This window comes from Cysteiniphilum sp. JM-1, from assembly GCF_008711525.1.
Taxonomy (GTDB): domain Bacteria; phylum Pseudomonadota; class Gammaproteobacteria; order Francisellales; family Francisellaceae; genus Caedibacter.
Genome location: NZ_VXKS01000019.1, coordinates 22,778 through 45,932, shown reverse-complemented (window position 1 = coordinate 45,932; position 23,155 = coordinate 22,778). Strand labels below are relative to the sequence as shown.

Below are 23,155 nucleotides of genomic sequence, written 5' to 3'. Positions count from 1 at the left end.
CACTAAAGCCTGATTTAGCAGCGCAGCCAATCTGGGTGAGTTTATCTTCTTGTCTGAGTTTCATGTATAGCTTTACCTGTTCTGTTGTGACTCGTTTTCTTGCCATACCTTAATCTTAATTATCTGTAGCTTTATTGATTAAGGAATAGCCTACATGATTCAACCGGCAATTCTAGTTGTCGTGATCGGTAAAGCTAATTGTCACCTAATAGATCTTGCTATAGCAATGCGCCAGCGTTTGAAAAATTTTTATAGTGTCATTAAAGCGCAAGATGAATATATTAAGTTTGTGATGCTAACTGGCGTTTCAAAGTTTAGCAAAGTCAGCTTGTTTAGTGACTTAAATAACCTAAAAGATATTACTTTAGATGCTAAATATGCTGATATTTGTGGTTATACGCAATTAGAGCTTGAAGTATCTTTTAAAGCGCATTTAGATCAGGGTAATGTTGACAGAAACTTGTTAAGGCGCTGGTATAATGGTTATAACTTCGCAGGAAGTGAAAAGCAAAAAGTTTATAATCCCTTTGATATTTTACTGTTTATTGATGAAGGCTATCATTACCAAAACTACTGGTTTGAAACGGCAACACCGACTTTTTTAATTAAAATGATTGAGAAGTATCGCTATTTTATTCCCAATCTTGAAAATGCTATCGTCGGTGAGGATGTCTTAAAAACTTTTGATGTGGATAATATGCCTATTGAGACCTTATTATTTCAAACAGGATATTTAACGGTGAAAAATACGACAACGATAGGCACGCAATATGCTTATGTTTTAACTTATCCAAATCTAGAGGTTAAGGCTAGCTTAAATGGTGCTCTGGCGAGTGTTGCAACTAATATGATGGTCAAAAATCAACATTTGCAATATATTGCCCAAGCTTTACTGCAAAATGATTTTGAAAGCTTATTTCAGATCTTTACCAGTCACTTTGCTTCAATCCCAAATGATTGGTATCGTAATAATGATATTGAGAGGTACGAGGGATTTTATGCCAGTATTGTCTATAGCTTTTTGGCAGCACTTGGCTATGATTTGATCGCCGAAGATGTGACAAATCATGGGAAAATTGATTTAACACTTGTGATGCCCTATAAGGTGATGATTATTGAATTTAAACTACAAAAATATGGTGATGCCAAAGAGGCTGTTGCGCAGATTAAATCACGTCAATATGCACAAAAGTATGAGTCTTATAATAAACCAATTTATTTAATTGGGATGAGTTTTGATGATAAACAGCGCAATATGGCTGATTTGGCAGTGGAGAGATTTTAAACTAATTATGAGTTATGAGTTATGAGTTATGAGTTATGAGTTATGAGTTGAAGGTTTGATGTGTAATTAAAAGGCTCTTTGCTTTGTAGTAAAATTGTAAAAAAATCTCTGATATGCTTGTGATGGAATAGCAAAAAGTATATGATCTTGACCTTAAATTACGGCTGCCCACTGTTAATTGGTGGTTATTTTATATTTGTAGAAGATAGGACTTAAAATTAGACTTATGAAAGGTATTATTCTGGCCGGTGGTAGTGGTACACGACTTTATCCAGCAACTTTAGGTGTGAGTAAACAGTTGATTCCCGTGTATGATAAACCGATGATTTATTATCCATTATCCGTGTTGATGTTGGCAGGAATCAAAGAAATTGCGGTTATTACAACAGAGCATGATCAGGCAGCATTTCAACGACTTTTGCAAGATGGTAGTCAATGGGGTGTGCATTTTGAATATATTGTACAACCATCGCCAGATGGTTTAGCGCAAGCTTTTATTTTGGCTGAGGATTTTCTGGCAGGTGATTCAGCTTGCTTGGTTCTTGGTGACAATATTTACTTTGGACATGGCTTGCCAAAGTTGTTAATTGATGCAAGAAGTGATGTTGAAAACAATGGAGGCGCACAGGTGTTTGCCTACTGGGTGTCGGATCCTGAACGTTATGGTGTTGTGGAGTTCGATGAAAACAAGCAGGTGCTTTCCGTTGAAGAGAAGCCTAAAAAGCCAAAATCAAATTATGCTGTAACGGGTCTTTATTTTTATGATGCAGATGTTTGTAAACTTGCTAAAGAGGTAAAGCCCTCGGATAGAGGAGAACTTGAGATATCCTCTTTAAATGACCTTTATTTTAAGCAGAAAAAACTTAATGTACAAACTATGGGGCGAGGCTATGCTTGGCTTGATACTGGTACGCATGAAAGTATGATGGAAGCCTCAAGATTTGTCTCTACAATTGAACATAGACAGGGTTTGAAAATAGGCTGCCCTGAGGAAATTGCCTATCATAATGGCTGGATTGATAAAGTTCAGGTATTAAAAATAGCAAAACCATTATCAAAGACGCATTACGGTAAATATTTAAAAGAGCTAGTGAATTAATTTATGAAGATTATTACAATGGCTATTCCAGAGGTTAAAATTATTGAGCCCAAGGTTTATGGTGATCATCGCGGCTTTTTTTATGAAAGCTTTTCTCAGGATCGTTATCAAGAAATGCTCGAAATGGACTATCAATTTGTGCAGGATAATCTATCGCGCTCAACCAAAGGCGTGCTACGCGGACTTCATCATCAACGAGAACACACGCAAGGTAAGCTGGTAAGTGTCTTAAGAGGTTCAGTTTTTGATGTTGCTGTCGATATACGGGTTGGCTCACCAACTTTCGGTCAGTCTGTAGCTGTTGAGTTAAGCGAAGAAAATAAACGGCAGTTTTGGGTGCCGCCGGGCTTTGCACATGGCTTTGTTGTATTAAGTGAAACAGCAGACTTTTTCTATAAATGCACGGATTATTATTACCCGCAGTCTGAGCTGGCATTGAAGTGGGATGATCCAAAGCTTGAAATTCAATGGCCGGTTTCAGGTATGACTTTGTCGTTATCACAAAAGGATCAAGAGGCGTTGACGCTCGATGAGTTGTTGACGCGAGGTTTATTGCCAAGCTATCAGGATTGGAGTTGATTTATGCATATCTTAATCATTGGTAAGAATGGTCAGGTTGGCTATGAGTTAGTTCAAGCATGCAAAATGCGCAATATTTCTTTCGATGCAACAGCGCGTGATGAATTAGATTTAACTGATCTTCAGGGTATAAATCGCTTTTTTGCTAGACACCATAACTATGATTTTGTGATCAATGCGGCTGCTTATACTCAGGTAGATAAGGCTGAAGATGAGCCTGAATTGGCTGATCTTGTTAATCATCAGGCAGTAGGCGTGATCGCGCAAATGTGTCAACAGTACGATATCCCGTTATTGCATATATCAACGGATTATGTGTTTGATGGAAAAAGCGAAATTTTATACAGTGAAGAGGATGAAGCAAATCCATTGAACATATATGGTAAGACTAAGCATGAGGGAGAGAAGGCAGTTATTAAATATTTGGACAAATATATAATATTGAGAACAGGATGGATATTTGGGCGTCAAGGTGAAAATTTTGTCAAAAAAATTGCCAGTCTGGCATGTGAAAAAAAATCACTAAATGTTGTGGGAGATGTCTATGGTTGCCCGACTTCAGCTATAGATGTTTCTCGAGTGCTTTTAGAAATTATATTAAGCCCAATCAAAGTTTGGGGGCTTTATCATTATAGCGCTTTTCCTTTAACAACATGGCACCAATTTGCATGTGCAGTTTTACGGTATGTGCCAGTTAATAATGTTGAATTTGTGCAACCTATACTAAGTCATCAGTTTTACCAAAAAGCTTTGCGTCCAAAACATTCAGGCTTGAATGGTAATAAATTAAAAGCTGATTATCATATTGCGCAAAATAACTGGGAAAAATATATTGCGGGATGTTTAAGTGATTGATTCTTGAATATTGGATTATGATAAGTGAATAGGTTGAATTTAAACAAGCGAGTATTAATAGTTATTGTGAGTTACTATCCTAATAAAAGTTTTTTTGATCATAATTTGAAGCTTGAAAAATTTAATTATCTTATTGTTGATAATACTCCCAATTTAAATAGTTCATTTGTTGAAAGAATATCACAATATGAAAATGTAGACTTGAGCTTAAATGGAAACAATTTGGGCATTGCAAAGGGGTTTAATGTTGGTTGTGATTTTGCACGTAAAAATGGCTATCAATTTGTGGTTACAATGGATCAGGATAGCTTTTTGAATGAAGATATAATAAATGATCTAGTTGATTTCTATGATCATAATGAGGATAAAAAAAGCTTGGCAGTAATATCGCCGAGACATATTAGTAATACTAATCGGGCCTTAAACAATGTTGTCTATGATGCTGATGGTGTTTACGAAGGAATTGCAACTATGTCTTCGGGTAATTTATTACCATTAAATATTTGGAATGAAATTGGTGGTTTTGATGAAAAATTGTTTATAGATATGGTTGATACAGATTATTATATAAGGGCAATAATGTGTGGCTTCAAAGTAATAACTTTACGAGATGTTGAAATGGGGCATGTTTTAGGTGAGCTAGAGGAAAGACACATTTTGGGGCGCGCAGTAGCCGTTCTTGGTCATAACCATATTAGAAAATATTACCAGATACGCAATGCTTGTTATATTATGGCGCAGTATGGAAAGTATAATTATGTAGCAATGGTGTTTGATAAATTTATGATAAAAACTCTATTAAAAGTAATATTGTTTGAAAAAAATAAACTAAAAAAAATGAAATACATGTTAAAAGGGTATATAGACTTTAAAAGAAAGCGCTATGGGAGTATTTGATGTCTTCTGTTAGAAATATGTTTTCTTGAGCAAAATAATAATTGAAAAAGGATCTAGATGTGAATAAAAAAGATAATAAGACAATTTTGGTGACGGGTGGAGCTGGCTTTATTGGTGCTAACTTTGTTGAGTACTTGTTAGGAAAATATCCAGAATACACCGTTGTGAATTTAGATGCCTTAACTTATGCCGGAGAGTTAAGCAATCTGTCGTCTATCAGCAATAGTGAGAAATATATTTTTATTCATGGTGATATTGGAGATAGAACTTTGATTGAAAGCATCTTTAAAAATTATAATATTCAAGGTGTAATCAATTTTGCAGCGGAGTCTCATGTAGATAACTCTATCCACTCGCCTTTATCATTTATTGAGACGAATATTAAAGGCACATTTACACTTCTAGATGTAGCTTATAAGCACTGGATGGAGAGACCGTTTGTATACAAGAAACCGTTTAATAATAGTAGATTTCTCCATATCTCCACAGATGAAGTTTATGGAAGTTTGGGAGCGGAGGGACTATTCACCGAGACTACAGCATATGCTCCAAATTCGCCGTACTCAGCATCTAAAGCCTCAAGTGATATGTTGGTGCGAGCATATCATGAAACATATGGTGTAAATACAATTGTGACTAATTGTTCCAATAACTATGGTCCAAAACAGCATGATGAGAAATTTATCCCAACGATAATTCGCAAAGCACTTTCTCATGAGAAAATTCCTGTGTATGGTGACGGTCAAAATATTAGAGATTGGCTATATGTAATTGATCATTGTAAAGGTGTTGACTTAGCATATCACTTTGGCGAAAGCGGGCAAACTTATAATATTGGTGGTAGAAATGAAAAAACAAACTTAGAAATTGTTGATGCGATTTGCACTATTCTCGATAAAGAGGTTGCTATAAAATCTAATATGATTAAATCCTATAAAGACCTGATATCATTTGTAGATGATCGGGCTGGGCATGATAGACGTTATGCAATTGATGCCAAAAAAATAGAAACTAAGCTTGGATGGTGTGCAGATGAAAACTTTGAGTCTGGAATTAAAAAGACAATTCTTTGGTATATTAATAAATATCTATAATGAGCGGTAATATGAACATACTTACTAAGCAGTCGTTTCAGATTATAAGAACGCTAACAGTGAATCATTTGAAAATCAAATATAAAAGAACTTCCTTAGGATTTTTTTGGTCACTATTAAACCCTCTTTTTACTGTGGGTGTCATTTCATTGGTGTTTTCTGCCATTATGAAAATGGACTTCTCTCACTTTGTGGCATTATTTTTTCCCGCGTTTTTAGCATGGACTTTTTTTGCTAACTCAATTAATGCTTCAACTTTATCAATTGTAAGCAATGAATCCCTTTTAAGAAAAACACCTATAAATGTTATGATTTTTCCTTTAGTAAGTGTATCTATCAGCTTTGTTGAATTTGTTTTAACTTCAGTCGTATTCCTAATTATTTTAGTTATTGTAGGATATATTCCAAGCCTGTCCCTAATCTGTCTATTTGTTTCGGTAATATGCTTGCTTTTAGCCACGATTGGAGTATCACTCTTAGCGAGTGTGGTATCAACGTTTATGAGGGATGTCGCATATCTCATAGGTGTTTTTATACAGCTTTGGTTTTACCTTACACCTGTGCTTTATCCAAAAGAGTTTCTTATTGGGAAATATAAAATATTGGAGTTGATACTTACATTTAATCCAATGGTTTACATTATAGAAATGTTTCGAGACCCCATAACATATCACAAATTTATATCAACAGATACGTTGTTAATTAGTGGTATATTTTCAGTCGTGGTTTTTCTACTGGGAGTGTGGGTTTTTAACAAAAATAAGCATAAGTTAGTATATAGGTTATAAGTAAAAATGGACAAACTAATCAATTTCAATGATGTTTCTTTTGAGTATTTAAAAGTTATAAATACTTCTACTGGGTTAAAGGAAAATATTTTAAAGTATATTACTAATTTTGGTAGGAATGCATATAAAGAAGAAAAACATGAAGTTTTAAATCATTTAAATTTCAAATTGGAGAATGGTGATAGGCTTTGCATTATTGGGAAAAATGGTGCAGGCAAAAGTACTTTGCTTCGACTGATTACTGGAATATATAGACCTACACAGGGACAAGTTAATGTACAGGGGAAGATTTCTTCGTTAATAGAAATTGGTGCGGGTATGGATCCTGAATTAACGGGTAGAGAAAACATTTACATAATGGGTTTGATATCAGGGTTTAGTAAAAAAGAGATAAGAGCAAAGGAACAAGAAATTATAGACTTTGCAGATATTGGAGATTATATTGACGTCCCAGTGAAGTATTACTCGACAGGAATGGGCGGGAGGCTTTCTTTTAGTATGGCAACGTCAATACACCCAGATATATTAGTAGTGGATGAGTTGTTCGCAGGTGGTGATATTAACTTTATAAATAAGGCTTCTACAAGAATTGAACAGATTAAACAAGATGCATCTATTTTTGTTTCGGTTACCCATGATATGAAGTACGCAAAACAATTTTTTAATAAAATTTTATATTTAAAAAATAACCAAATGGAATACTTTGGTACTGATATAGAAAGTTGTATTAATCAATACATAAATGATAATGTTTGTTAAGTGAGGGTAATTAAGATGGAAAATATACAAGTATTTAAACCAAGTTATAGAGTGGATGAAACTTTGGCGTTAATTCGCGATTGTATGGAAATTGGTTGGACAGGAATGGGGTATAAAACATTAGAGTTTGAGGCGCAATGGAAAGAATACACAGGGGTGAGCCATGCACACTTTCTAAATTCAGCGACCGCTGGACTTCATGTGGCAATTGCATTGTTAAAGCGCAAATATGGGTGGGAAGATAATGATGAAATCATTTCAACTCCGTTAACATTTGTATCTACAAACCACGCAATAAAATATGAGAATATGCAACCTGTTTTTGCTGATGTCGATGAATATTTATGCCTGGATCCTGAAGATGTTAGAAGAAAAATAACAGGAAAAACTCGTGCAGTCATTTTTGTGGGTATTGGCGGGAGCACGGGTCAGCTAGAAGAAATTGTTAATCTATGCAAGGAAAATAATTTAAAACTTATTCTTGATGCTGCTCATATGGCAGGCACAAGATTAGATGGAGTTCATGTCGGGCTTGAGGCTGATGTAACCGTATTTAGCTTTCAGGCTGTGAAAAACCTACCGACATCTGACAGTGGTATGATTTGTTTTCTTGATGAGGAACTTGATAAAATGGCAAGGGAATTTTGCTGGCTAGGAATTAATAAAGATACCTATGCAAGAAGCTCAAACGATGGTTCGTATAAATGGAAATATGATGTACCGACTGTAGGTTATAAGTATCATGGAAATTCTATTGTCGCATCTATGGGCATTGTTGCGTTGAAATATTTGGATCATGATAATGCCTATAGAAGACAAGTTAAATCATGGTATAAAGAGTTACTTGTAGATGTTAAAGACCTAGAATTTGTCAAGACCCCAGAAGCTTGTGAGTCATCAACACATATTTGTGCAATTATGTTGGATAATCGAGATGAAGTAGTTGACAGGTTAACTCAGGTAGGCATTTATCCAGGGGTGCACTATATTCCTAATAATCAATATGCTCCGTATAAAGATCAAGATGGGAAAACGCCTAGATCTGATACAATCGCAAAACGTTTACTATCGCTTCCAATACATCTTGGAGTGACCAGAACTGATGTTGAGCGAGTTTGCAAAGAATTAAAAAAAATTTTAAGGGGATAGCTTATGTTACATGGGAAAAAAGTGAGACTCAGATATTATGAGCCAGAGGATTTTTCCTTGGTTCATAAGTTGAGAAATTTACCCGAGTCTTATGACTATTTTTATGAGTATGAACCTATTAATTCCTATATGACTAAGAGTTGGTGGGAGAGTTCTTTCACAAGAAAAAATGAAAAGAACTTTATAATTGCTAATATACAGACAAACGAGGCAATTGGAACTTGCGCTCTTGTAGATATTGATTTTAGAAATGGGACTTGTGAGTTTGGGCGACTTTATGTTGATGAGTCCAAAAGTTTCTTAGGTGCATCGGTTGAGGCGGAATTATTATGTCTAGAATATGCCTTTTATCATATGAATATAAGAAAAATATGCCTAGAAATATTCTCTGATAATAAGCAAGTAATCTCCTTGCATAAACAGTTTGGTTTTGAAAAAGAAGCAGAGCGTAAAGCCCATGTATATAAGAATGGTGAGTATAAGGATATTTCGATTTATTCAATGTTTAAGGCAGACTTTATAAATATGCAAGAAAAAATAAAAAATAAATTAGATAGGATGCAATAGATTTATGGATGGTTTTGGAGAATAAAATAAAAATAAAATTAGATAATTATTGATGAAATACAAAGGGTATCAAAATAGATAAAGGTTATATGTATGTGCCTTTCTATTGATTTGTATGGTAGAATCAAGAGGTTGTCACAATCGTTTTGCAATGCTCCTAAGAACTATCAAAACGTATTAAGAAAGAGTGGAATTGTTAAATTAAAAAAGGTCAGGTCCAATGTCCAAAAGAAAGCAGATTGAAGATATTATAATCGAAGCATTAAAGGAAATTAAGGATGAGTTAGATGTTGATGTATTCGATCAAGAGATTACTGAAAATACGACTCTTTATGGGAGAAATGGTGCTTTAGATAGTTTGACATTAGTCTCATTAGTAGCAGATATAGAGGATAGGGTCTCAGAGGAATTTGCAGTTGACCTTGTTTTAGCAGGCGACAAGGCGATGAGCCGTACTACGTCTCCTTTTAGAACTATAGGTTCTTTAACTGACTATATTGAAGAACTTTTGTTGGGATAAGGGTGTTTTATGTCTAGAGTCATTCTTATCACTGGGGCGCGCAAAGGAATAGGAAAAGAGTTAGCTGAATATTATCTGGCTAATGGCGATATTGTAATAGGCTGCAGTCGAGGCAATGCTAGTATAGATCACGTGAACTACCGACATTTTGAGCTAGATGTTTCTGATGAAGCTAAAGTTGTTCGTATGGTTCGCTTAATTAAAAAAGAATTTTCTAGAATTGATATTTTGCTTAATAACGCAGGGATCGCTTCTATGAACCATTTTTTGACAACCCCGGTTAATACTGTTGACAATATATTTTCAACAAACTTTCTAGGGACATTCATAATTACTAGGGAAGTCTCAAAAGTTATGATGAAACATAAATATGGAAGAGTCGTAAATTATACCACTGTGGCGTCGCCGTTAAGGCTGGAGGGTGAAGCAGTTTATGCGGCTAGTAAAAGAGCTGTCGAATCTTTGACACAAACCATTGCGAAAGAGCTTGCTCCGTATGGTATTACAGTAAATGCAATTGGACCAACCCCAATAGAGACAGACTTAATAAAAGCAGTACCTAAAAACAAAATTGAGGAACTTCTAAATCAACAGGCCATAAAAAGATTTGGAACTTTTGATGATGTGAAAAATGTAATAGACTTCTTTATTAAAGATAGTAGTTGTTTTGTAACTGCTCAAATATTGTATCTCGGCGGAGTTTGTAATTAGATGAAAAATAGTTGGCTTATAAATAGAGTGATAGAATATGGCTCTCAAACTGCAATTGTACATAACAGTGAGGCTTATACGTATGCCGATGTGTTCGCATTAATGCAAAAGTTCAAAATTGATCTTGTAGATAATGGTGTACATGAAAGAGATGTTATCATGGTGCTTTCTGATTACTCTTTGGCGAGTATAGCCTTATTGTTAGCTTTATATGAAAATAATAATATTATCGTTCCAGTTACTACCTCAATTGTTACAGAGGTAGATGCTAGAATTGAAGAGTCTTATTGTGATAAAGTTATCTCCATAATTGGCTCAGATCTACATATCTCGGATAGAAAGTCAGAAGGTAAGCATGAGTTAATTATAACTCTTCAGAAGGAGGGATGCTCTGGGTTAATTCTTTTCTCTAGTGGGAGCACAGGAAAACCAAAAGCAATGGTGCATAATTTTGATAATTTGGTAAATCATTATCAAGCTAAGAAGGCAAAACAAATCAATATGATTTTATTTTTAATGTTTGATCATATTGGTGGATTAAACACATTACTAAATATATTGGCAATGGGGGCCACAATGATTATTCCATCCAGTCGGGATGCGGAGCATATTTGTGAGCTTGTTCAAGATTATAATATTAGAGTATTACCAGCGTCTCCCACCTTTTTAAATTTAATTTTAATGAGTGAAGCGTATAAAAAATATGATTTAAGCTCTTTAAGAATGATAACGTATGGAACTGAGTCAATGCCCGACTCATTGCTTTTAAGTCTCAAAAAAGTTTTTCCCAAAGTTAAACTTTTACAAACTTTTGGTACAAGTGAAACGGGTATAGCAAATACATCGTCAAAGTCTTCGGATTCTACGTATATGAAAATTGATGATCCTGATCTCCAATATAAGATTGTGGAAGGTGAATTATGGTTAAAAAGCACTACACAGGTAATGGGTTATTTAAATGCTTCAATGGACAGTTTTACTAATGATGGGTGGTTTAAGACTGGCGACTTGGTTGAAGATACGGGAGATGGGTATATCAAAATTACGGGGAGAAGCAAGGAGGTGATTAATGTCGGAGGAGAGAAAGTTTTACCTAATGAAGTTGAGTCAGCCATTTTATCTATCCCTGAAATAAAGGACGTTTTGGTATATGGAGAAAAAAGTGCTATTACAGGAAGTTCAGTTGTTTGTGATGTGGTGCTAAATTTTGAACTTTCTTCACGGGAAGTCAAAAAAATTATTAGGGCTTACTGTAAGTCAATTCTTGACATGTATAAAATTCCAACGAAAGTTAACGTGGTTGATGCATTAAACGTTAGTGAGAGATTTAAAAAGATTAGGAAAAAAGATAAGCTCTATTAGTCTGAAAATGATTAGAGAGTAAGGTCGAATCTGAGCAGCGACTATGAAGTATGCTGGGTATAAATTGACTGGTCTTTACTTCATGTTTTTATCATTTTGCTGGAAAACCCAGCAGTAAAATGATGATAGATAAGAATCACCATCTTATGGATGTTTTATATGCAGAAAAATACAATAAGTTATAAACCAAGGGTTCTAGCAATAGTTCCATCTCTAATCCCATCTGTAACTATAGGAGTGGTAAGACCAATGCTTGCACTTCAAGCGGAAGGTCAACTGTCCTTTTCTGTTACTTTATCTTGCTTTTTTAAAGAGAAGTACTTAGAAAATGTCGACTGTATTATTTTTTGCAGAAACTCACTTCCCAGTGAGGAGTGGATTATTAAAAAAATTATTGAGTCTGAAATTCCATACATCTATGAAATAGATGATAATTTTTTTGAGATTCCAGTAGACACTTTAATAGGTCGTATGCATCGGCACCCCTCTAATTTAGTTACTTTGAAAAATTTTGCTAAGCATGCAGCATTAATTAGAACTTATAGCAATATTTTGGCAAATAGCTTGCGTTTGATAAACCAGAATGTTGAAGTAAATAAAGTGTATTTTGATGTAAGCCTTATTGAAAAACTTAAAAAAGACAATCAAAGTGGTTGTGTTAAAATTGTTTATGCAACATCAAGAATTGAAGATGATCAGCAGCTAATTATCTTAGAAGCATTATCCAGAATTGCTATTAATTACAAAAAGAAAGTACAAATTTACTTCTGGGGTGGAGATGAGAAAGCTCTACCAAAACATTTGAAAAATGTTCACTATTTAAAACCGATTAGAAATTATGCTGAATTTATCAAGAAGTTTTATGAACAAGGGTTTGATATTGGCTTAGCACCTATCTTCCAAGGAAAATTTTTTAACTCTAAAACAAATAATAAATATAGAGAATACGGAGGCTGCGAAATTGCAGGAGTATATTCAAGGCAACCATTATATGAGTCGTGTATTACAAATGAGGAAAATGGCATTTTAGTTGATAATAGTGTTGAAAGTTGGTTCAATGGAATTGATCGTCTCATTAATGATCAAACGCTAAGGCAAAAAATTATTGCAAATGCGAAGAGTGATATTGAAAAAAATTATAGTTTTGATATTTTTTGCGATGGCTGGGTGAAAAATATTTTAGAGGTGACTAACTCGGTGATAAGAACATCTAGTGTTGGCGGAAACGACCTGTGCAATAAAGGAGGCTACACACAAGCTGTGCTGCTATATACTCAGGATATTGTTGGAAGTTTTAAGTTGAGTAGGCTAAAAAAGCTTCTTATGAAGAAAGCTTACCCAAGAGGTGCTTTGTGTGAGATTGTTGATGAGGTGGTTATACAGGAACCTGATGAGCTACTGGACTTAGAATTTATTTATTTACAAAGAAAGAATTTTTTTATCCTTTGTAATGATGAGAAGGTTATTAAAGCGATTGATCAACTTAGTAGCAAGTTTAGGCTTAATAGTATATTGCTTACTGAGATTGAGGAGACTGACTTTATAAGAAAAATGCACGTTGTTAAAATTTCACCAGAGCAAAGTGTAGATTTATATGAGACCTTTTATGAAAATATTTATATAAAAATAGAAGAAATGATGAGGCAAGTGTTTTTATTTCAAACAGTTGAACATCACTCTAGACTTTTTACAAGCACTTTAAGTTGGGTTAAGCGTAGTCGATTCGGAAAGCTTATCAGAATAATATTAGACTTATGTGTAAGATTAAGGCGTAAAACAGAAATATTAATCGAGCTTTATCTGATTAATCACCGCAAATAACTTTCATAAGAAGCTTTTCTAATATTTTTTCTAATATTATTTGAATTTAAACAAGTGTAAGATATACAGCGAATTAGATTGGATAAAATATTTTGGAAATTATTTAAGTGTCACAGGCAATAAAATTAGTAACTTCAGTAGTGTTATATGAGGAAAAGGAAGAGGACTTAGTGAGTCTCCTTAACTCATATAAAAAAGCCGTTGAATTTGCTAATAAGAAATACCTGTTGACGACTTCTCTGGTATTTATTGAAAACTCTACAAATCCTGAATCTAAAGAGCTGTTGTCAAGCTTGATACAAGAGTTAGGTTTGGCTCATTGCTATATCAAAACAACTAATAATATTGGTTATGGCGCGGCACATAATTTGAGTTTGCCGCATTCAGATGGTCAATATCATTTGATTTGCAATGCCGATATTATCATCAAAGAGGATGCGCTATTGCATGCTTTAGAGTATATGACTTCTTTCAATGATGTAGGCTTGATTACACCCGCTGTATATGGCAAAGATGGGCAGCGCCATCATTTATGTAAGCGTAACCCCAAGCTCTTTCATTTATACTTAAGACGTTTCGCGCCAAATATTTTACGCAGATATTTTCAAGACTACTTAGACGCTTACGAATATCGAGATCGTTCATATAATGACATTATTGAGCAGGTTCCTTTTTGTACGGGATGTTTTATGTTTTTTAAAACAGATGTCTTAAAAAGTTTGCAAGGGTTTGATGAGCAGTTTTTCTTGTATATGGAAGATGCAGATTTATCGCGCCGCGCGCTTAGTTATGGTAATAATGTTTATTTACCACAGTGCCAAGTAATACATGCATGGGGGCGGGGGTCGTATAATTCCAAAAAGCTAAGAAATGTTGCTATTCAATCAGCGTTAAAGTACTGGCGAAAATGGGGTGGGGTGTTTTAATGTTATCCGAGTTCCGAGTTCCGAGTTCCGAGTTCCGAGTTCCGAGTTCCGAGTTCCGAGTTCCGAGTTCCGAGTTCCGAGTTCCGATAAGGTTGAGAAGATGGAACCAATAATTTCGGTGTGTATGGCGAGTTTTAATGGTGAGCGTTATATTGCTGAACAGATTGCTTCAATATTGAGGCAATTACCTAAAAATGCTGAGTTTATTATTTCTGATGATGGGTCGAGTGACCAAACACTTAGTATTATTAAAAGCTTTAACGATGCGAGAATCCAATTATTGCAAGGGCCAAAGCAGGGAGTGGCTCGGAACTTTGAGTTTGCTTTGCGTCATGCAAAGGGTCAATACATATTTTTAGCAGATCAAGATGATGTTTGGTTAGATAACAAAGTAGAGTTGATGTTTGAAGCATTGCAAACATATCCGGTGGCAATCTCAGACGCAAAGGTTGTTGATGGTGACCAAAGCACAATAGCTGAGTCACTTTTTAAGTATATTGGTTTTAAAAGAGGGTTTTGGGTTAACTGGATTCATAACCGCTATTTAGGATGCACAATGGCTTTTCAACGTGAGTTTGTTGAACAGACTTTACCATTTCCGCAAACTATCCCCTCAGTACACGATTGGTGGCTAGGTTTGATTGCCGAGAAGCAAAACCAAGTTAAGGTCATTAATAAACCGCTGATGTTATACCGCCGCCATGGTGCGAACTTATCAACCGTGGGTAATAAATCTAAATATAATCTCTATTCTAAACTGTCCTTTCGCGTTAAACTCTTACTACAGTTGTGTCAACGGTTTAAATCATCGCGTGAGCTTAAAAAACATAACGAAAATACTTATCATTAGATAGTTTTTCGCGTTAAACTGCTGTCACTTTATACTAAGCTGTAAGAACCACCTTAAGTTATAGCTGCTGTGTGCAGTGACATATAGGTGTGGAGATGGGTATGCAAAGAAAAATTTCCGTGATTGGGTTAGGCTATGTTGGCTTGCCGGTGGCAGTGGCTTTTGGCAAAAAACAGCAGGTTGTTGCATTTGATATTAATCAAAACAGAATCACCGCTTTAAAATCTGGATATGACTCAACTCTGGAAGTTGCTGATATGGACTTGCAGCAAACAGACTTGCTTTTGACGCATGATATGAATGATCTTAAGCTTGCAGATTTCCATATTGTTGCCGTACCTACCCCCATTGATGATGCGAATAAACCTGATCTCTCGGCGCTATTAAGTGCTTCAAGAGTTGTCGCATCTGCGCTTAAAAAAGGTGATATTGTTGTTTATGAGTCGACTGTTTATCCGGGGGCTACTGAAGAGGATTGTGTGCCAATATTGGAAAGCGAATCAGGGCTAAAATATGGTGTGGACTTTTTTGTGGGGTACTCTCCTGAGCGGATTAACCCAGGAGATAAAAAGCATACGTTTACCAAAATTCAGAAGGTGGTTTCAGGGCAAACGCCCGAGGTTTGTGATATTGTTGCATCGGTTTATTCATCTGTTGTTGAGGCGGGTGTCTACAAAGCAAGTTCTATTAAAGTGGCTGAAGCAGCGAAGGTCATTGAAAACGCACAGCGAGATCTCAATATTGCATTTGTCAATGAGCTATCCAAAATTTTTCATTTAATGAATATCGACACGCAAGAGGTTCTTGATGCTGCTGCGACTAAGTGGAATTTTGTGCGGCTTAACCCAGGTTTGGTCGGTGGGCACTGTATTGGTGTGGATCCATATTATTTAACGCATAAAGCAGAAAAATTAGGATATCATCCAGAGGTTTTGTTAGCGGGTCGCAGGATTAATGATGGGATGGCAAAATATGTTGCTGAGCAAATTGTTAAGTCGATGATTCGTGCAGGAAAACTCATTAAAAATGCCAAAGTTGCGTTGCTGGGCGTGACCTTTAAAGAGGACTGTCCGGATATACGTAACTCGAAAATTTTTGATCTGATTGATGAGCTTAGAGATTATGATATTAGTGTGGATGTGCATGATGCCTATGCAGATCCACTAGAGGTAGAAAAATATCAGTCGATTAAGTTAAAAACAAATCATGAGCTGATGCGTGAATCCTATGATGTGTGTATCGTTGCTGTGGCGCATAGTGCGTATAAAGATGTGATGCAATTGCCAAAGCATGATATTTTGATCGATGTGAAATCAATATATCAAAAGAGTTTATCTCAATTTAGATTATAGGAGAGGCAGTATTCATGCACTATAAAAACTTACCTTTTAAGAAATCTGATATTGTGTTAGTCACCGGTGGCGCGGGCTTCATAGGCTCTAATTTGTGTGAAGCACTACTTGAAATGGGTGTGCAGGTCAGATGTCTTGATGATCTATCAACGGGTAAAGTGGAAAATATTCAGTTATTTGAAGGGTATGCAAATTATACTTTTATACAAGGTGATATAAGAGTTTTTGAAACCTGCTTAAATGCCTGTAAAGAGGTTAAGTATGTATTGCATCAAGGGGCATGGGGCAGTGTGCCAAGAAGTATCGAAATGCCTTTGGTTTACGAAGATATTAATGTCAAAGGGACGCTAAATATGCTAGAAGCCGCTAGACAATCAAATGTTGAAAAATTTGTTTATGCGTCAAGTTCGTCTGTTTATGGTGATGAACCAAATTTGCCAAAAATTGAAGGTCGTGAAGGTAATGTTTTGTCTCCTTATGCCTTTACCAAAAGAGCCAATGAAGAATGGGCAAGACTGTATACTAAACTCTATGGATTAGATACGTATGGTATGCGTTACTTTAATGTCTTTGGCAGAAGGCAAGACCCAGATGGTGCTTATGCAGCTGTTATTCCCAAATTTATCAAGCAATTGCTAAATGAGGAGTCACCAACGATTAATGGTGATGGTAAACATTCGCGAGATTTCACATACATTGAGAATGTCATTCAGGCAAATTTAAAGGCATGCTTTGCAGAAAGCAAGTATGCTGGAGAAGCGTTTAATATCGCTTATGGTGGTCGAGAGTACCTGATTGATTTATATGATGTCTTATGCAAAGCATTGGATAAGGATATTAAGCCAATTTTTGGTCCTGAACGAGCAGGAGATATTAAGCATAGTAATGCTGATATATCAAAAGCAGTGAAGATGCTTGGTTATAAGCCTGAGTATGATTTTTTAAAAGGGATAGATGAAGCGATTGATTGGTATAAATTATCATTTGCAAAATAATACTATTTCATTTTGGATAGGAGCGAGCTTGTCAAGCAATGTATAACAAACATATCTTTAGCAAACTAAAGTTATTTGCAGCAACTTCTTCGGCACAATATGTCAGTATGCTCGTTGGAGTATGTGGTTTAATTATCACAGTTGCAAAATTTGGCGTATATGGCAGAGGTGAATATGCTGTTGCTTACTCCATAGTATCTACTTTTGGGTTGTTATTCGGCTGGAGTTTAGGGCGGTCAGCAATTTATTTTATTAAAAACACCAAACTGACTGCAAAAGAGTTTTTTGTACGCCATTTAATGTCAATTATGCTGTTGTTTTTGCTGCTAATGGTAAGTGCTGTTGTAATATTCTTAATGCTGTTATGGCTTCTCCCTAGCTTTAAAGGTGATCTGAAACCACTGTACTTAATGATTATGTTAGTGTCGTTACCCTATACTATGTGGCAATTTTGTGGAACATTTTTCTATGCGCAAGTCTCAAAAATTGGTATTCAAAGCATTGTTGTCATTATCAATAGAGTATTGTTGCTGGTATTGTTAGTCATCTTGATTTATTACTATGACTATGATTTGGTATGGTTATTTATTATTTTCTCAGGTATTAATTTGCTAAGCTTTTTGGTTGAATTCTTTATATTTACTTCTCTTATTAGACCCAAGTATCAACTTAATTTAGCATTTATGATAAAGCTAGTAACTAAGGGAGGTGTAGTTCATTTAGATTCAATTTTTGGCACATTTATATTTTCGACGAATGTAATCTTTGTCAACTATGTTTTGGGAACTGAGAGTGCTGGAATATATAGTATCGTAATACAATTTCACTCTTTACTTTTCATTCTACCAACAGCAGGATTAATGTTGATGCAAAAGGAATTAGGGACTATCGGGTTGAACCATGTCAAAAGAGATTTTGCCCTTTATTTTGCTGCTTGTATACTACTTATGCTTGTGTCAATTCCATTTATTTACTATGCAATTTATTGGATTTTTCTATTAAGTGATAAACAAAGTGGGCATCAGTTAGAAATTTTTTATTTATTTCTATGCATTCTTCCTGCCTTTTTATTAATGTCTGCAACGCAGATATTAAACCCAGTTTTGGTATATCTTAATAAGGTGAATGAATTACTTAAATATACGCTTGTCTTAAGCATTTTTAACATCGTTATCCTTGTTATTTGTCTAAAGTATATAGGATTGCTTGGTAGTGTTTTTGCAGTAACTGCAACAAGTTTTGCAATGCTATTAGTTTACTTCTGGCTGTTGAAGTCATATAAGAACAATGTAAAAAAGTATCGGACAGGTTTATGAAGAAAAAATTACTGATTATTAGTTATCATTATGCGCCTATGTCATCATGCCAGAGCAATAAATTTGAACTATTGATCCCTCATTTGAAAAAAGAATATGAGCAGATTGATGTCTTAAGTTCATTCCATAATGGGCTGGAACATTATGAACTAGTTGATAATGTCAATGTATATCGTGTAAATCACAACGCTTTGGTGAGAGACTATCAACCCAAACAATTACAAGGGATACAAAATACTTTGCCTGTGAAAAAATCTAGACTAAAGATGATGGCAAAAAAGGCATTTCACTTTTTCATGTGGCCAGATTTTGCCTTTCTGTGGATTAAACCCGCTACATCTAAAGCCATACAATTACATCAAGCCAACCATTATACGCATGTGATATCGTTGTGTTACCCATTTAGTTGTCACCTGGTTGGCTATGGTTTAAAAAGAAAATTCCCAGAGATAAAGCTTTATCTAGATTATATTGATCCCTTTTCTTTATTGATGGCGCATGAACAGCCGTCAAATAATGTCAGGTTATATGGATGGCTTAACCGGTCGATGGAGCGTAAAATAAATCGTCGTGCCAGTAAGGTGTTTGTCAGTGCGGAGGCCTATGCAAGTATGCAAACTTATCACTCAGTGTTGAACGTTCAGGTTTGTGCTCCTTGGTTAACCATTTCAAGAGAAGGTTACCGTAACTCAGAACCTTATGACTTTAAATATAGCGGTGCGAAATTGTTGTATATAGGCACATTTTTTAAGTCCATACGAGACCCAAGTTTTGCGTTGACTGTGCTAAGCAAGTATTTAGAGACTAATCAAAAAGCTTTTTTTGTTGGCGACAAGGTTGATTGTGATGATATATGTCGAAAGTTTGAATTAGGATTTCCAAATAATTTTTCAATGCTTTCGCAGGTGGGCAAATCTACTGTTTTATCGATGATAAAAGGGTGTGATATATTAATCTTCATTGATAACTTGAGCGCTAAGCAACTACCAAGCAAAATACTAGAATACCTATATGTCAAAAAGAAAATACTCTTTTTTGCAAAAGATAGGAAGGCACCAACCTATCAATTTTTATTAAGAGAAAATTTAATTGGAGATCATCTTTATTTTATTTTTGAGACAGAGAACAAAGAGCTCAATATGGATGATATTCAGCATTTTTTGACACAAGAAAATATAGTTTTTCCAGATTTTCCTGATAAATTATATCCCGAAACTATAGCAAGAACATATGGGTAATATATAGAGTATGTGCGGAATAGTAGGAATTGTAGCAAAGCACCCAAATGAGGAGTATGTTACAAAATTAAAAAGATCTGTTGATATGCTTAAGCATCGCGGTCCCAATGATGATGGGGTATGGGCTGAAGATAACGTTTATTTGGGGCATGTGCGACTGTCTATCCATGATTTATCAGCGGCAGGTCACCAACCGATGTTGTCGCACTGTGGCAGGTGGGTGATCGCATTTAATGGTGAAATTTACAATTATTTAAATTTAAAAAATGCTTTATCTAAAGACATGTCTATGCCATTTCAAAGTGACACTGATACTGAGGTTCTTGTTAATGCCATTGCAGTTTGGGGTGTAGAGACCACCTTAAAACAAACTACAGGTATGTTTGCATTTGCCTGTTGGGATAGGTATGAAAAATGCTTATATCTAGCAAGAGATCGCTTTGGTGAAAAACCTTTATATTATGGCCATGTGACTGATGATTTTGTGTTTGCTTCAGAGCTTAAAGCAATACAGGTAAACTATATTGACGCACTTAAAATTGATCAAAATGCCTTAGTTGACTACATGAGGCTTGGCTATGTGCCAACACCACGATCTATTTACAAAGGAATTAAAAAATTATCACAAGGAAGTTACCTTTGCGTTAAGCCATCTGGTGAGAGTAAGATCATCAACTACTGGAGTGCAAAGGATGAAATCAATCAGACGCCAGCTTATCAAGGGAGTTATGAGCAGGCTAAGAATGATGTGGAAAGGTTATTAAAAGAATCGATCTCCTTACAGCTAAGCGCGGATGTTCCCGTAGGTGCTTTTTTATCTGGAGGTGTTGATTCATCGCTTGTTGTTGCAATGATGCAATCCATGCGAACAAGCAAAGTGAATACTTTTAGTATTGGTTTTGCGCAAAAAAACTATGATGAAGCTCAACACGCGCTTGCTGTTGCTAAACACCTTGGTACGCAGCATACGGAGTTATATATCTCAGAAAAAGAAGCATTAGACTTAATTCCTGATTTAGCGCATATTTATGATGAACCATTTGCCGATTCTTCACAAATTCCCACTTACTTAGTCAGTAAATTGGCAGCTAAATCTGTTAAAGTGTCTTTAACTGGTGATGGTGCAGATGAGCTATTTGGTGGCTATACTAGACATTGGCAAGCGCCTTTTATTAAACATAAACTCGTAGACAGTGCTCTTTATAGAAATATACTACGATTAACGCCTGCTAGTCTTCTGACTTATGCCAAACAGACAAAATGGCATAAAATTGCAGAACAATTAGCGCGTTTAAAGAAACTTGATTTCAAAGGTAATGACTCTTTATTTTCGATCTACAGCGCATTGCGTGCACAAAATTTTGCCTATGAAGACTTGGTAATGGGCGTATGTGTTGAACAGAAAGAGCAATCGTCTCAGTCTTTGCTGGAAAAGACATCAGCAGAGCAAATTATGTATTGGGATAGCCAGCATTATATGATGGATGATATTTTAACAAAAGTTGATCGCAGTGCCATGGCAAACTCGCTAGAAACACGCGTTCCATTTCTAAATCATCACCTTTTTAAGTTGGCATTTAGTTTGCCGCTTAGTTATAAAATTAATGCTAAAAGAGGGAAAGTAATACTTAAAGACATATTGCATCAATATGTACCACAATCTTTGGTTGAACGCCCTAAAATGGGTTTTAGTATTCCTTTAGCGCACTGGCTTAAAGGCGAGTTAAAACCCCTGGCAGAGTACTACTTGTTTGGTGAGAAGTTAGCACAAACTAATATGATCAATATCAATTTGACTCATCATTTCTGGACAAAATTTCTAGCAGGAGAAAATAGTTATCAAAATATCCTATGGAATATTTTGATGTTTTCTCGATGGTTAGAAAAGTGGCATTAAAGGAAAGAAGAATGAAAACTCTACATATATGTGCTATTTTCCATGATGTATCTAACGGACCATCATTTTCTGTGCCGGCAATGATAAAAGCATTAAATGAAAGTGATGTTGTTAGTGATTTGGTCAATGTAACGCATGAACGAGCTAAGCTTTTCATTGTTAATAAGTACCCTTTTAGATATTTTGACTACAAAGATTTTTCATTTAAATCTATACAAGATTATGACCTTGTGGTGTTTCATCAATTTTGGGAAAAGCAGTTTATTGGTTTGGCTGCATATTGCCGCTTAAAAAAAATTCCTTACATTATTGTGCCAAGAGGATCATTAACTAAAAATGCATTGAAGCGAAAGTGGTGTAAGAAGCTTTTGTTCTCACCGCTTTATGGGTTGTTTGCATTAAATGCTAAACTTTTGCATTTCTTAACAATTTCTGAGCAGAGCCATTCTTTAAATTTATGGCGAAACACAATCGTTTTACCAAATGGTATTGATATGAAAATTGAAGCAGTAATGGATTACCCAAAGGATAGGTTAACCTACCAAAGGCTATTATATCTTGGAAGGCTTGATCCATATACCAAAGGTTTAGATCGATTATTAGAAGCGGTAGCAAAGTCAAAAAAAATATTCCAACAATATGACTATATTCTTGAGATGTATGGTTCCGATGAGCCTAAAGGCGGTAAAGCCGAACTTGAGAGACTAATTCAAAAACATCAATTGCAGGATGTAGTCAAAATTCATCAAGCGGTCTATGGGCAAGAAAAAGAGGAAATCATTAAAAGTGCTACCTTTTTCATTTTGCCTTCTCGATTTGAAGGTCATCCGATGGCGGCGATGGAGTGTTTATCTTATGGTGTTCCTGCTCTTGTTACTCGGGCAACAAATATCGCAGATGAGGTTTTAAAATACCGCTGTGGTTTTGTGCTTGAAGTGGATAGTTTTGCACAGGATTTGGTTGATGCCTTGCAAAGCAGAGAATCAATTGATCATAATGGTGCAAAAAAACTATGTGCTGAACTATTTTCATGGACGCATATCAGTGCTAAATTAAGACAAGCTTATCAAAAAGCAATTAATAGGAATCATTAAA

At 35.4% G+C, this 23,155-nt stretch carries 22 protein-coding genes; all 22 read left to right on the top strand.

Annotated elements, in window-relative coordinates:
* Window positions 1-154: 154 nt before the first annotated feature.
* The 22 genes from F3D68_RS08805 (at window position 155) to F3D68_RS08700 (ending at window position 23,154) form a co-directional block, all read left to right on the top strand.
* Window positions 155-1,285, top strand: coding sequence for an AAA family ATPase (locus F3D68_RS08805; RefSeq protein WP_151194068.1), 1,131 nt, complete (start codon window positions 155-157; stop codon window positions 1,283-1,285).
* 226 nt (window positions 1,286-1,511) lie between these two features.
* Window positions 1,512-2,384: a glucose-1-phosphate thymidylyltransferase RfbA gene (gene rfbA / locus F3D68_RS08800; protein WP_151194067.1), complete on the top strand. Its 873-nt coding sequence runs from the start codon at window positions 1,512-1,514 to the stop codon at window positions 2,382-2,384.
* A gap of 3 nt (window positions 2,385-2,387) precedes the next feature.
* Window positions 2,388-2,963 carry a dTDP-4-dehydrorhamnose 3,5-epimerase gene (rfbC, locus tag F3D68_RS08795; RefSeq protein WP_151194066.1) on the top strand — a complete coding sequence of 192 codons (576 nt, stop codon included), beginning with the start codon at window positions 2,388-2,390 and terminating at the stop codon, window positions 2,961-2,963.
* A 3-nt stretch (window positions 2,964-2,966) separates the two neighbouring features.
* A complete protein-coding gene (gene rfbD / locus F3D68_RS08790; RefSeq protein ID WP_151194065.1) occupies window positions 2,967-3,818 on the top strand; it encodes a dTDP-4-dehydrorhamnose reductase in 852 nt (283 codons plus the stop codon).
* Between the two features lie 33 nt (window positions 3,819-3,851).
* Window positions 3,852-4,715 carry a glycosyltransferase gene (locus tag F3D68_RS08785; protein WP_191092771.1) on the top strand — a complete coding sequence of 288 codons (864 nt, stop codon included), beginning with the start codon at window positions 3,852-3,854 and terminating at the stop codon, window positions 4,713-4,715.
* Window positions 4,716-4,774: 59 nt separating this feature from the next.
* Window positions 4,775-5,809: a dTDP-glucose 4,6-dehydratase gene (gene rfbB / locus F3D68_RS08780; protein WP_151194063.1), complete on the top strand. Its 1,035-nt coding sequence runs from the start codon at window positions 4,775-4,777 to the stop codon at window positions 5,807-5,809.
* Entirely contained in the window at window positions 5,809-6,597 is a 789-nt protein-coding gene (locus F3D68_RS11520; RefSeq protein ID WP_151194062.1) for an ABC transporter permease, read from the top strand. Before rfbB ends, F3D68_RS11520 begins: the two co-directional genes overlap by 1 nt.
* Window positions 6,598-6,603: 6 nt before the next feature.
* Entirely contained in the window at window positions 6,604-7,356 is a 753-nt protein-coding gene (locus F3D68_RS08770) for an ABC transporter ATP-binding protein (RefSeq protein WP_151194061.1), read from the top strand.
* 15 nt (window positions 7,357-7,371) lie between these two features.
* Window positions 7,372-8,505, top strand: a complete 1,134-nt coding sequence (locus F3D68_RS08765) for a DegT/DnrJ/EryC1/StrS family aminotransferase (RefSeq protein ID WP_151194060.1) — start codon at window positions 7,372-7,374, stop codon at window positions 8,503-8,505.
* 3 nt (window positions 8,506-8,508) lie between these two features.
* Window positions 8,509-9,072: a GNAT family N-acetyltransferase gene (locus F3D68_RS08760; RefSeq protein WP_151194059.1), complete on the top strand. Its 564-nt coding sequence runs from the start codon at window positions 8,509-8,511 to the stop codon at window positions 9,070-9,072.
* 220 nt (window positions 9,073-9,292) lie between these two features.
* The gene (locus F3D68_RS08755; protein WP_151194058.1) at window positions 9,293-9,592 is read left to right on the top strand and encodes a hypothetical protein; all 300 of its coding nucleotides are present in this window, start codon (window positions 9,293-9,295) and stop codon (window positions 9,590-9,592) included.
* A gap of 9 nt (window positions 9,593-9,601) precedes the next feature.
* Window positions 9,602-10,303 (top strand): SDR family NAD(P)-dependent oxidoreductase, encoded by a 702-nt coding sequence (locus tag F3D68_RS08750; RefSeq protein WP_151194057.1) that lies wholly within the window; start codon window positions 9,602-9,604, stop codon window positions 10,301-10,303.
* The gene (locus tag F3D68_RS08745; protein WP_151194056.1) at window positions 10,304-11,665 is read left to right on the top strand and encodes an ANL family adenylate-forming protein; all 1,362 of its coding nucleotides are present in this window, start codon (window positions 10,304-10,306) and stop codon (window positions 11,663-11,665) included.
* Window positions 11,666-11,824: 159 nt separating this feature from the next.
* Window positions 11,825-13,486 carry a glycosyltransferase gene (locus tag F3D68_RS08740; RefSeq protein WP_191092769.1) on the top strand — a complete coding sequence of 554 codons (1,662 nt, stop codon included), beginning with the start codon at window positions 11,825-11,827 and terminating at the stop codon, window positions 13,484-13,486.
* Between the two features lie 107 nt (window positions 13,487-13,593).
* A complete protein-coding gene (locus F3D68_RS08735) occupies window positions 13,594-14,412 on the top strand; it encodes a glycosyltransferase (RefSeq protein WP_151194054.1) in 819 nt (272 codons plus the stop codon).
* Between the two features lie 100 nt (window positions 14,413-14,512).
* A complete protein-coding gene (locus tag F3D68_RS08730) occupies window positions 14,513-15,262 on the top strand; it encodes a glycosyltransferase family 2 protein (RefSeq protein ID WP_224728277.1) in 750 nt (249 codons plus the stop codon).
* Window positions 15,263-15,363: 101 nt separating this feature from the next.
* A complete protein-coding gene (locus F3D68_RS08725) occupies window positions 15,364-16,614 on the top strand; it encodes a nucleotide sugar dehydrogenase (protein ID WP_224728276.1) in 1,251 nt (416 codons plus the stop codon).
* 14 nt (window positions 16,615-16,628) lie between these two features.
* On the top strand, window positions 16,629-17,609 hold the full coding sequence (locus F3D68_RS08720) for an SDR family oxidoreductase (RefSeq protein ID WP_151194052.1): 981 nt from the start codon (window positions 16,629-16,631) through the stop codon (window positions 17,607-17,609).
* A 38-nt stretch (window positions 17,610-17,647) separates the two neighbouring features.
* Window positions 17,648-18,925: an oligosaccharide flippase family protein gene (locus F3D68_RS08715; RefSeq protein ID WP_151194051.1), complete on the top strand. Its 1,278-nt coding sequence runs from the start codon at window positions 17,648-17,650 to the stop codon at window positions 18,923-18,925.
* Window positions 18,922-20,163: a glycosyltransferase family 4 protein gene (locus F3D68_RS08710; protein WP_151194050.1), complete on the top strand. Its 1,242-nt coding sequence runs from the start codon at window positions 18,922-18,924 to the stop codon at window positions 20,161-20,163. Before F3D68_RS08715 ends, F3D68_RS08710 begins: the two co-directional genes overlap by 4 nt.
* 10 nt (window positions 20,164-20,173) lie before the next feature.
* Entirely contained in the window at window positions 20,174-22,060 is a 1,887-nt protein-coding gene (asnB, locus tag F3D68_RS08705; RefSeq protein ID WP_151194049.1) for an asparagine synthase (glutamine-hydrolyzing), read from the top strand.
* Window positions 22,061-22,071: 11 nt separating this feature from the next.
* Window positions 22,072-23,154, top strand: a complete 1,083-nt coding sequence (locus F3D68_RS08700) for a glycosyltransferase (protein ID WP_191092768.1) — start codon at window positions 22,072-22,074, stop codon at window positions 23,152-23,154.
* Window position 23,155: the final 1 nt, after the last annotated feature.

What these genes read in the sequence shown, in the direction of transcription:
- F3D68_RS08805 (WP_151194068.1), top strand. Translation starts at nt 155, where the DNA reads ATGATTCAACCGGCAATTCTAGTTGTCGTGATCGGTAAAGCTAATTGT.
- rfbA (WP_151194067.1), top strand. Translation starts at nt 1,512, where the DNA reads ATGAAAGGTATTATTCTGGCCGGTGGTAGTGGTACACGACTTTATCCA.
- rfbC (WP_151194066.1), top strand. Translation starts at nt 2,388, where the DNA reads ATGAAGATTATTACAATGGCTATTCCAGAGGTTAAAATTATTGAGCCC.
- rfbD (WP_151194065.1), top strand. Translation starts at nt 2,967, where the DNA reads ATGCATATCTTAATCATTGGTAAGAATGGTCAGGTTGGCTATGAGTTA.
- F3D68_RS11520 (WP_151194062.1), top strand. Translation starts at nt 5,809, where the DNA reads ATGAGCGGTAATATGAACATACTTACTAAGCAGTCGTTTCAGATTATA.
- F3D68_RS08770 (WP_151194061.1), top strand. Translation starts at nt 6,604, where the DNA reads ATGGACAAACTAATCAATTTCAATGATGTTTCTTTTGAGTATTTAAAA.
- F3D68_RS08765 (WP_151194060.1), top strand. Translation starts at nt 7,372, where the DNA reads ATGGAAAATATACAAGTATTTAAACCAAGTTATAGAGTGGATGAAACT.
- F3D68_RS08760 (WP_151194059.1), top strand. Translation starts at nt 8,509, where the DNA reads ATGTTACATGGGAAAAAAGTGAGACTCAGATATTATGAGCCAGAGGAT.
- F3D68_RS08755 (WP_151194058.1), top strand. Translation starts at nt 9,293, where the DNA reads ATGTCCAAAAGAAAGCAGATTGAAGATATTATAATCGAAGCATTAAAG.
- F3D68_RS08750 (WP_151194057.1), top strand. Translation starts at nt 9,602, where the DNA reads ATGTCTAGAGTCATTCTTATCACTGGGGCGCGCAAAGGAATAGGAAAA.
- F3D68_RS08745 (WP_151194056.1), top strand. Translation starts at nt 10,304, where the DNA reads ATGAAAAATAGTTGGCTTATAAATAGAGTGATAGAATATGGCTCTCAA.
- F3D68_RS08740 (WP_191092769.1), top strand. Translation starts at nt 11,825, where the DNA reads ATGCAGAAAAATACAATAAGTTATAAACCAAGGGTTCTAGCAATAGTT.
- F3D68_RS08730 (WP_224728277.1), top strand. Translation starts at nt 14,513, where the DNA reads ATGGAACCAATAATTTCGGTGTGTATGGCGAGTTTTAATGGTGAGCGT.
- F3D68_RS08725 (WP_224728276.1), top strand. Translation starts at nt 15,364, where the DNA reads ATGCAAAGAAAAATTTCCGTGATTGGGTTAGGCTATGTTGGCTTGCCG.
- F3D68_RS08720 (WP_151194052.1), top strand. Translation starts at nt 16,629, where the DNA reads ATGCACTATAAAAACTTACCTTTTAAGAAATCTGATATTGTGTTAGTC.
- F3D68_RS08715 (WP_151194051.1), top strand. Translation starts at nt 17,648, where the DNA reads ATGTATAACAAACATATCTTTAGCAAACTAAAGTTATTTGCAGCAACT.
- F3D68_RS08710 (WP_151194050.1), top strand. Translation starts at nt 18,922, where the DNA reads ATGAAGAAAAAATTACTGATTATTAGTTATCATTATGCGCCTATGTCA.
- asnB (WP_151194049.1), top strand. Translation starts at nt 20,174, where the DNA reads ATGTGCGGAATAGTAGGAATTGTAGCAAAGCACCCAAATGAGGAGTAT.
- F3D68_RS08700 (WP_191092768.1), top strand. Translation starts at nt 22,072, where the DNA reads ATGAAAACTCTACATATATGTGCTATTTTCCATGATGTATCTAACGGA.